This window comes from Micromonospora sp. B11E3, assembly GCF_039871625.1.
GTDB lineage: Bacteria > Actinomycetota > Actinomycetes > Mycobacteriales > Micromonosporaceae > Micromonospora.
Genome location: NZ_JBDPMC010000137.1, coordinates 1 through 8,211, shown reverse-complemented (window position 1 = coordinate 8,211; position 8,211 = coordinate 1). Strand labels below are relative to the sequence as shown.

Here is an 8,211-nt window from a genome sequence, read left to right as displayed (position 1 = left end):
CGAAGACGAACCACCCCCCACAGGACCCCACTCAAACGCCGCCGCACCACCAGGCAACGACGACCCATCCTCGGAACCCGACTCACCCCCGGCGCCCGGCCCCTGCCCGGCGCCCGGCCCCTGCCCGATGCTCGGAGCCTGCCCGGTCGGCTTAGGTTGCCACCCATTAAGGATGCGCATGTTGAACGACTCCTGCCGGTCTCGGAGCTTTTCTATGAGCGCCTCGAACCGATCGACCGTCGTTTTCTCTTTGAAGATCTTGTAGGCGTGCCCGGTTCCGTCGACCAACGGCGCCCTGACCACGGCGAAAACGCCGGTAACGGATTCCGATCCGACCTGCCGCGACCACTTCCCCACCCGGAATCTGACCAGCGTCCCAGCGGTGACATCCACCTCCGCCCCACCGAGCGCGCCTTCCGTACCAAGATCAATATGCAGGGGAGGTGGCAAATAGTTGCCCTTGCCCTTCGTCATTACTACGTCCTCGAACTCCACCGCCTCGGAAAGATCCCACTGATCCTGCGGCACCCACAGCGCCCTTCTGCGCAGCGACTCGATGTCGTCTGCGGTGGGGGCGGGCTCCAGCTCCAGGTACAGGGTCTCCCCGGTAGGACTATCTTTGGCCGGTAGTTCCACGAACGCGGCGGATCGACCAGTGCTGTCATACCCGAGTTCGAGACGAACCTCTTCGACGTCCGCAGGAAAGGCGAACGAGTCTCCGTCGACCACCACGGCCTGTGGGATATAGGCCGGGCGGCCGGCGAATTTTACGTCCAACTTCCTAAAATTCGATCTGGCGTCCAGCGACGCCGTGATGTGATAGGACCCGACGAACGATGGGGGGTCGAGTCTCCACGCCTGGCCGGTGAGTTCGGCGGTGTCGCGCCGGACTTGCCGGAGGTGCCCGGCCCTGATGGTGCCGCTCGACCTCGCGCCCGCCCCGCGCGCAACCCCTGCAGGCAACGACGACCCATCCCCTGCGCCCGGACCCTGCCCGGTCGGCTCAGGCGCCCCCTCGGCTTGCGGGGCAAGCATGGTGAGGTTCCGCTGCCGGCGGAGCTTTCCAATGAGCTCACCGAACTTATCGGACTTCATATCCATGTTGATGAGCCGGTAGGCGTGTCCGGGTCCCTTGACCAACGGCGCCCTGACCACGACGAAAACGCCGAGTTCCGATGCGGGCAGCCGCGGCCACTTCCCTACCCAGAAGGTGACCTCCGTCCCAGGGGCGGCCTGCACCTCCCTCCCACCAAACGTCAAGTCCCCCTTACCATCATTTCTGTTACCAACAGTACGCTTCAGGGGGCGGGGCAAGCTACTGTGCGATGCAATTTTGCCTTTGAAAGCCACTGAATCGGAAAGATCCCACCGATTCTTCAACTCCCACAGCACATTTCCGGACGCGAAGATCCCGCCGATGTCGTCCACGTCGAAAGCGGGGCTGACCACTTTCACGTACAGGTTCTGTTCGGCTCGGCCGACCGTGGCCGAGATTTCCGCGAACATCATGGGTCGACCAATGGCGTCAAACCCGCTCTCGAGATAAATTCGGTCCGTCCCGGGAAAGTTGAACGAACCTCCGCCGGCCACGATGTCTGGCGGGAGCTCGGGCTGGCGGCCTTGAACCCCGACACCCCCGCCGAGGTGTAGGCCCAATTTCCTACCACCCGATCGCCCACCAGAACTGTGTATTCTTAGGGACGTCGTGGAGCGGTAGGACTCGACGAACAATGGGCGATCGGTTGTCCACGCCCAGCCGGGTGCCATTGTCTTCAGAGCTTTCAACTCGTCGGGAGTGAACTCGCGGTCAATCCTTCGGAAGATGGCGCTTTCGGTGCCGTCGGGCCGGGTGTACCGGATTTCGACAAAACCGACACGCCTTCTCCCAATCTTCCCGATAGCAACATCGACCTCATCACCCGGGCGAACAAGCCCATCGATATCATCGAGACGCACCTCCTGGCCGGCCGGCCCGATGCTCAACCCTGGCACCGGACGGGTGAACCCCGATATCTCCGGTTCATGCCGCACCGGGGTGGCCGGGACGCGAATGGTGAATTGGCCGAAGAAATTACTCGGGCGCTGGTCTTCCCAGCCGCCCTGGTCCTTGAGATTGCGCAAGTATCGGTGATGCGCGGCGAGTTCCTGGACCTGACTGTACGGGAAGGAGGAGCGTTGACGGATGACCGCGAGGTCACGCTGGAAGGTGTTTTCCAGAATGCGCGAGTAGGCGCTGTCGGGATTCTTCTCCGCCTTGGCGATCGCCGCTTGCAGCAGACCACGCGTCGACTCGAACACCCCATCCAGTTCCCGCCGCGTGCTGGGATCTATCGCTTCCTGGGGGAAGCCCGCAGCGATCGGGCCGGCGATGCCGTCTTCGGCACGGGGTTTGACGAGGAAGTAAGCACCCCTCCACCACAGGACCTGTTCCGGGACGACACCGTCACCCGGCCGCGGGCCGATGCCGTACGAGGGACCAAACGGATGATGGACCCACATCGGCCGGGACAACTTCTCGGCCGCCACATGGAAAGGCACATGCGTGAGTTCGTGAACCCCGCCACCTACGACCTTGGGGAACCACTTCCGGTGCAGCGCCTCCCGCTCCTGGTCCGACACGCCCTGCGGATACGGAAGAATCTTCCTGAACCTCGACTCGGTACCCCGGGCGAGGTCATCGGCCAGCTCACGAATCACCCACGCACGCAGTCCATCCAGGCTGCGGACCTTCAACTCCGCCAACTGGTCCCCAAAGGCGTCCAACACCGGCTGAAAGACCCCAGCCACCCCCATGTCAAACCGCCCAGGATCGACGTCGAACACCTCGCGCGACCACTCCTCGAAGAGTGTCGCCTGGTCACTGGACACCACGGCCGACAACGTGGTGATCGCCTCAGCCACCTCCTGCTCCTGCTCCGGCTGCAGCCAATCCGATATCGACACATCGGGCAATACCGGCAAGTCATCCCTCAGGGCAGAGCTCTCCGGGCCAACACCAGATCGCTCACCTTCCGTCGGACCGAACGGCTGATTGCCGTGCGGAGCGCCGGGGCCGGCCGGGCGCCGTTCCAACGCCGGCCCACGCCGACGGCGCGGCCTCCGTGCCGGCCCATCATCATCGGTGCGCTGACGCTTCGAGGTTGGCCCAGTTTCCGACTCGGCTGGCATGTTCCCACGCAGTCTCCGGAGCGTTCCCATGAGCTCAGCGAACTTATCGATCGTCGTCCTCGCGTTTAAGAGCCGGTAGGCGTGTCGGTCTTTGTCGCCGACCAACGGCGCCCTGACCACGACGAAAACGCCGAGTTCCGATGCGGGCAGCCGCGGCCACTTCCCTACCCAGAAGGTGATCTCCGTCCCAACGGCGACCTGCACCTCCCTCCCATCGAACGTCAAGCCCGCCTTACCAACACTAGCCGACAGGGGGTAGGGCAAATTATTCCGCGCCCTAATTGTGTCTTTGAAAACTTCTGAGTCGGAAAGATCCCACCGATTCTTCAACTCCCACAGCACTTTTCCGGGGAAACCGCCGATGTCGTACGCGGTGGGAGCGGGCTTGACCACTTCCACGTACAGGTCCTGTTCGGCTCCGCCGACCGTGGCCGAGATTTTCGCGAACATCATGGGTCGACCAATGGCGTCAAACCCGCTCTCGAGATAAATTCGGTTCGTCGCGGGAAATTTGAACGAACCTCCGCCGGCCACGATGTCTGGCGGGAGATCGGGCTGGCGGGCTTTGACCCCGACACCCCCGCCGAGGTGTAGGCCTAGGCCCAATCGCCTACCACCCGATCGCCTATCATTGTGCTTTCTTAGGGACGTCGTGGAGCGGTAGGACTCGACGAACAATGGGCGATTGGTTGTCCACGCCCGGCCGGGTGCCATTGTCTTCAGAACTTTCAACTCGTCGGCAGTGAACTCGCGGTCGATCCTTCGGAAGGTGGCGCTTCCGGTGCCGTCGGCTGCGGTGATTTCGACAAAACCGACAACCACCCCTTTCCTAATCTCCCCGACAGTGACATCGACCTCATCACCCGGGCCAACAAGCCCATCGATATCATCGAGACGCACCTCCTGGCCGGCCGGCCCGATGCTCAACCCTGGCACCGGACGAGTGAACCCCGATATCTCCGGGTCATGCCGCACGGGGGTGGCCGGGACACGGATGGTGAATGGGTCGTAGAGGTTCGTTGGGCGCTGGTCTTCCCAGCCGCCCTGGTGCTTGAGATTGCGCAAGTATCGGAGGTGTGCGGCGAGTTCCTGGACCTGACTGTACGGGAAGGAGGAGCGTTGACGGATGACCGCGAGGTCACGCCGGAAGGTGTTTTCCAGGATACGCGAGTAGGCGCTGTCGCGATTCTTCTCCGCCTTGGCGATCGCATTTTGCAGCAGACGACGCGTCGACTCGAACACCCCATCCAGTTCCCGCCGATTGCTGGGATCTATCTTTGCCTGGGGGAAGCCCGCAGCGATCCGGCCGGCGATGCCGTCTTCGGCACGAGGTTTGACGAGGAAGTAAGCGCCCCTCCACCACAGGACCTGTTTCGGGACGACACCGTCACCCCGCTGCTGGCCGATGCCGTACGGGGCACCGAACGGATGATGGACCTCCATCGGCGACAACTTCTCGGCCAGCACATGGAAAGGCACATGCGTGAGTTCGTGAACCCCGCCACCTACGACCTTGGAGAACCACTTCCGGTGCAGCGCCTCCCGCTCCTGGTCCGACACGCCCTGCGGATACGGAAGAATCTCCCTGAACCTCGACCTCTCGCCCCGGGCGAGGTCATCGGCCAGCTCACGAATCACCCACGCACGCAGTCCATCCAGGCTGCGGACCTTCAACTCCGCCAACTGGCCCCCAAAGGCGTCCAACACCGGCTGAAAGACCCCAGCCACCCCCATGTCAAACCGCCCAGGATCGACGTCGAACACCTCGCGCGCCCACTCCTCGAAGAGTGTCGCCTGGTCACTGGACACCACGGCCGACAACGTGGTGATCGCCTCAGCCACCTCCTGCTCCTGCTCCGGCTGCAGCCAATCCGATATCGACATATCGAGCAATACCGGCAAGTCATCCCTCAGGGCAGAGCTCTCCGGGCCAACACCAGACCGCTCACCTTCCGTCGGACCGAACGGCTGATTGCCGTGCGGAGCGCCGGGGCCGGCCGGGCGCCGTTCCAACGCCGGCCCACGCCGACGGCGCGGCCTCCGTACCAGCCCATCATCATCGATGTGCTGACGCTTCGAAGCTTGCCCAGTTTCCGACTCGGCTGGCACGTGCCCACGCAGTCTCCGGAGCGTTCCCATGAGCTCAGCGAACTTATCGATCGTCGTCCTCGCGTTTAAGAGCCGGTAGGCGTGTCGGTCTTTGTCGCCGACCAACGGCGCCCTGACCACGACGAAAACGCCGAGTTCCGATCGGACCAGCCGCGGCCACTTCCCTACCCAGAAGGTGATCTCCGTCCCGGCGGCGACCTGCACCTCCCCCCCATCGAACGTCAATCCCCCCTTACCAACACTAGCCGACAGGGGGTAGGGCAAATTATTCCGCGCCCTAATTGTGTCTTTGAAAACTTCTGAGTCGGAAAGATCCCACCGATTCTCCAACTCCCACAGCACTTTTCCGGGGAAACCGCCGATGTCGTACGCGGTGGGAGCGGGGTTGACCACTTCCACGTACAGGTCCTGTTCGGCTCCGCCGACCGTGGCCGAGATTTTCGCGACCACCATGGGCCGACCAGTGGCGTCAAACCCACTCTCGAGATGAATTCGGTCCATCGCGGGAAAGTCGAATTCACCGTCGTCAACCATGATGCCTGGCAGGACACCGGGTTGGCGGCCTTCGACCCCGACACCCCCGCCGAGCAATATGCTCAATCGCCTATTGTTTATGGACGCCGTGCTGCGGTAGGACTCGCCGAACAATGGGCGATCGGTTGTCCACGCCCGGCCGGGTGCCATTCTCTTCAGAACTTTCAACTCGTCGGCAGTGAGCTCGCGGCTGATCCTTCGGAAGATGGCGCTGTCGGTGCCGTCGGGCGGGGTGATTTCGACAAAACCGCCACCCCATGTCCCAAAAGTGACATTGACCTCATCACCCCGGACGGCAAGCCCAGCGACAAACTCCCGATGCGGTGGCTGGCCGTCCGCCAGCCGGATGCTCAACACTTGCGCTGGAGGGGTGAGCCCCGATATTTCCGTGGCCGGGACACGGATGGTGAATGGGTCGTGGAGGTCCGTTGGGCGCTGGTCTACCCAGCGGCCCTGGGTCTTGAGCTTCTTGAAGTATTGGAGGTGTTCGGCGAGTTCCTGAACCTGCCTGTCGGGGAAGGTGAGGCGTCGACGGATGTCCGCGAGGTTACGCTGGAAGGTGTTTCCCAGGATACGCCAGTAGGTGCTGTCGCCATTCTTCTCCTCCGCATTGGCGATCGCCTTTTGCAGCAGATCACGTGTCTTTTCGAACTCCCCATCCAGTTTCTCCCGGTCGCTGGGGGCTATCTCTGCCTGGGGGAAGCCCGCATCGATCTGGCCGGCGATGCCGGAACCGTCTTCGGCGCGAGGTTCGACGAAAGAAAGGTAGCCGTTCGCCAAGAACAAGACCTGTTTCGGGGGGACACCGTCACCCAGTGGCGATCTGATGTCGTACGGGGCACCGAACGGATGATGGACCCGCATCGACAGGGGCAACCTCCCGGCCAACACATGGAAAAGCACTGGCCGGACTTCATGACCCGAATCGATCTTTCCTATCTTGTGGTACCAGACCCGGTGCAGGGCCTGCCGCTCCTGCTCCGACACGCCCTCCGGATACGGAAGAATCTCCCTGAACCTCGACCCTTCGTCCCGGGCGAGGTCGTCGGCCAGCTCACGAATCACCCACGCACGCAGTCCATCCAGGCTGCGGACCCCCAACTTTGCCAACTGTTCCCCGTAGGCGTCCAACACCTGCTGAAGGAAGGGCCCGCCCCCCACGCCGAACTCCCGAGGGTCGACGTCGAACACCTCGTGCGCCCACTCCTCGAAGCGTTTCCTGGGCACCACGGCCGACAACGCGGTGATCGCCGCGTCCACCTTCTGGTCCAAGTCCGACGCGACATCGACCTCCGCCGGCGGCACCGCCGAGCCATGCGCCGGCGCCAGCGCTGCCGGCGAGCCCTGGGACCCGACCGGCGCACCGGCCGCCGACGGCAACGCCGAGCCACGCGCCGGTGGCGTCCCTGGCTCATCGGTCAAAGATTCAGGCACCGGTGCCGGCGCTGCCGACGAGCCCGGAGACCCGACCGGCGCATCGTCCAGCGCGGGGTTCTCCGACGGCGACCCCATGATGAATGCCACCGGATCCGCCCCTGACAGCAAGTCCACGAAGTCGGCCGGCGCACCGTCCACCGGATCCGTCCCTGACAGCAAGTCCACGAAGTCGGCCGGCGCATCGTCCACCGGCGGCGGCGACTCCGAGCCAGGCGCCAGTGGCACCCCTGGCCCCTCCGTCGAAAATTCAGGCACCGGTGCCAGCGCTGCCGACGAGCCCGGAGACCCGACCGCTCCGCCGGTCTCCGTCCCCAGCCGATCCAGTAAAGCCCATGATCCCCGTACATCGAACAATTCCGGGTCACCATCAGGCGCCTCTGCCGGCCCATCGATGCGCTGACGCTTCGGGGTCGGCTCAGTTCCCGACTCCGACCGCGGCGACTCCGAGCCAGGCGCCGGTGGCGCCCCTGGCCCCTCCGTCGAAAATTCAGACGCCGGTGTCGGCGCTGCCGGCGAGCCCGGGAACCCGCCCGCTCCGCCGGTCTCCGGCCGCAGCAAATGCGGGAAAGCCAATTCCGCATCCATATCGGGCAATTCCGGCTCATCGGCGTAGGAATACAAGCCGCCAGGCGGCCCTGCCGGCCCACCCTTCTCCGTCAAAGATTCAGACGCCGGTGTCGGCGCTGCCGGCGAGCCCGGGAACCCGCCCGCTCCGCCGGCCGCCGTCCCCAGCCAATACGAGAGATCCCATTCCGTTGGTGTCGCGATATCGCCCTCTGCCAGCTGGTATGCGGGGGGCGGGGCAGAAAGCGTCGGGCCGCCACCAGACGGGTCACCTTCCGCACCGGGCGGCCGATCGCCGGGCGGAGCGTCAGAGGGGGAGGTGGTCTCCGCCTGCATGGCGTGGGACGGGCCGCGGGGTGGGGTGGTGGAGGCGAGCAGGATGGCGCTGGGGTCGGTGCC

General features: G+C 64.2%; 1 pseudogene. It reads right to left on the bottom strand.

Annotation, left to right across the window (positions count from 1 at the left end):
- A pseudogene (locus ABGB16_RS32470) lies at positions 1-7,437 on the bottom strand (hypothetical protein); the annotation flags it as partial.
- Between the last annotated feature and the right edge of the window lie 774 nt (positions 7,438-8,211).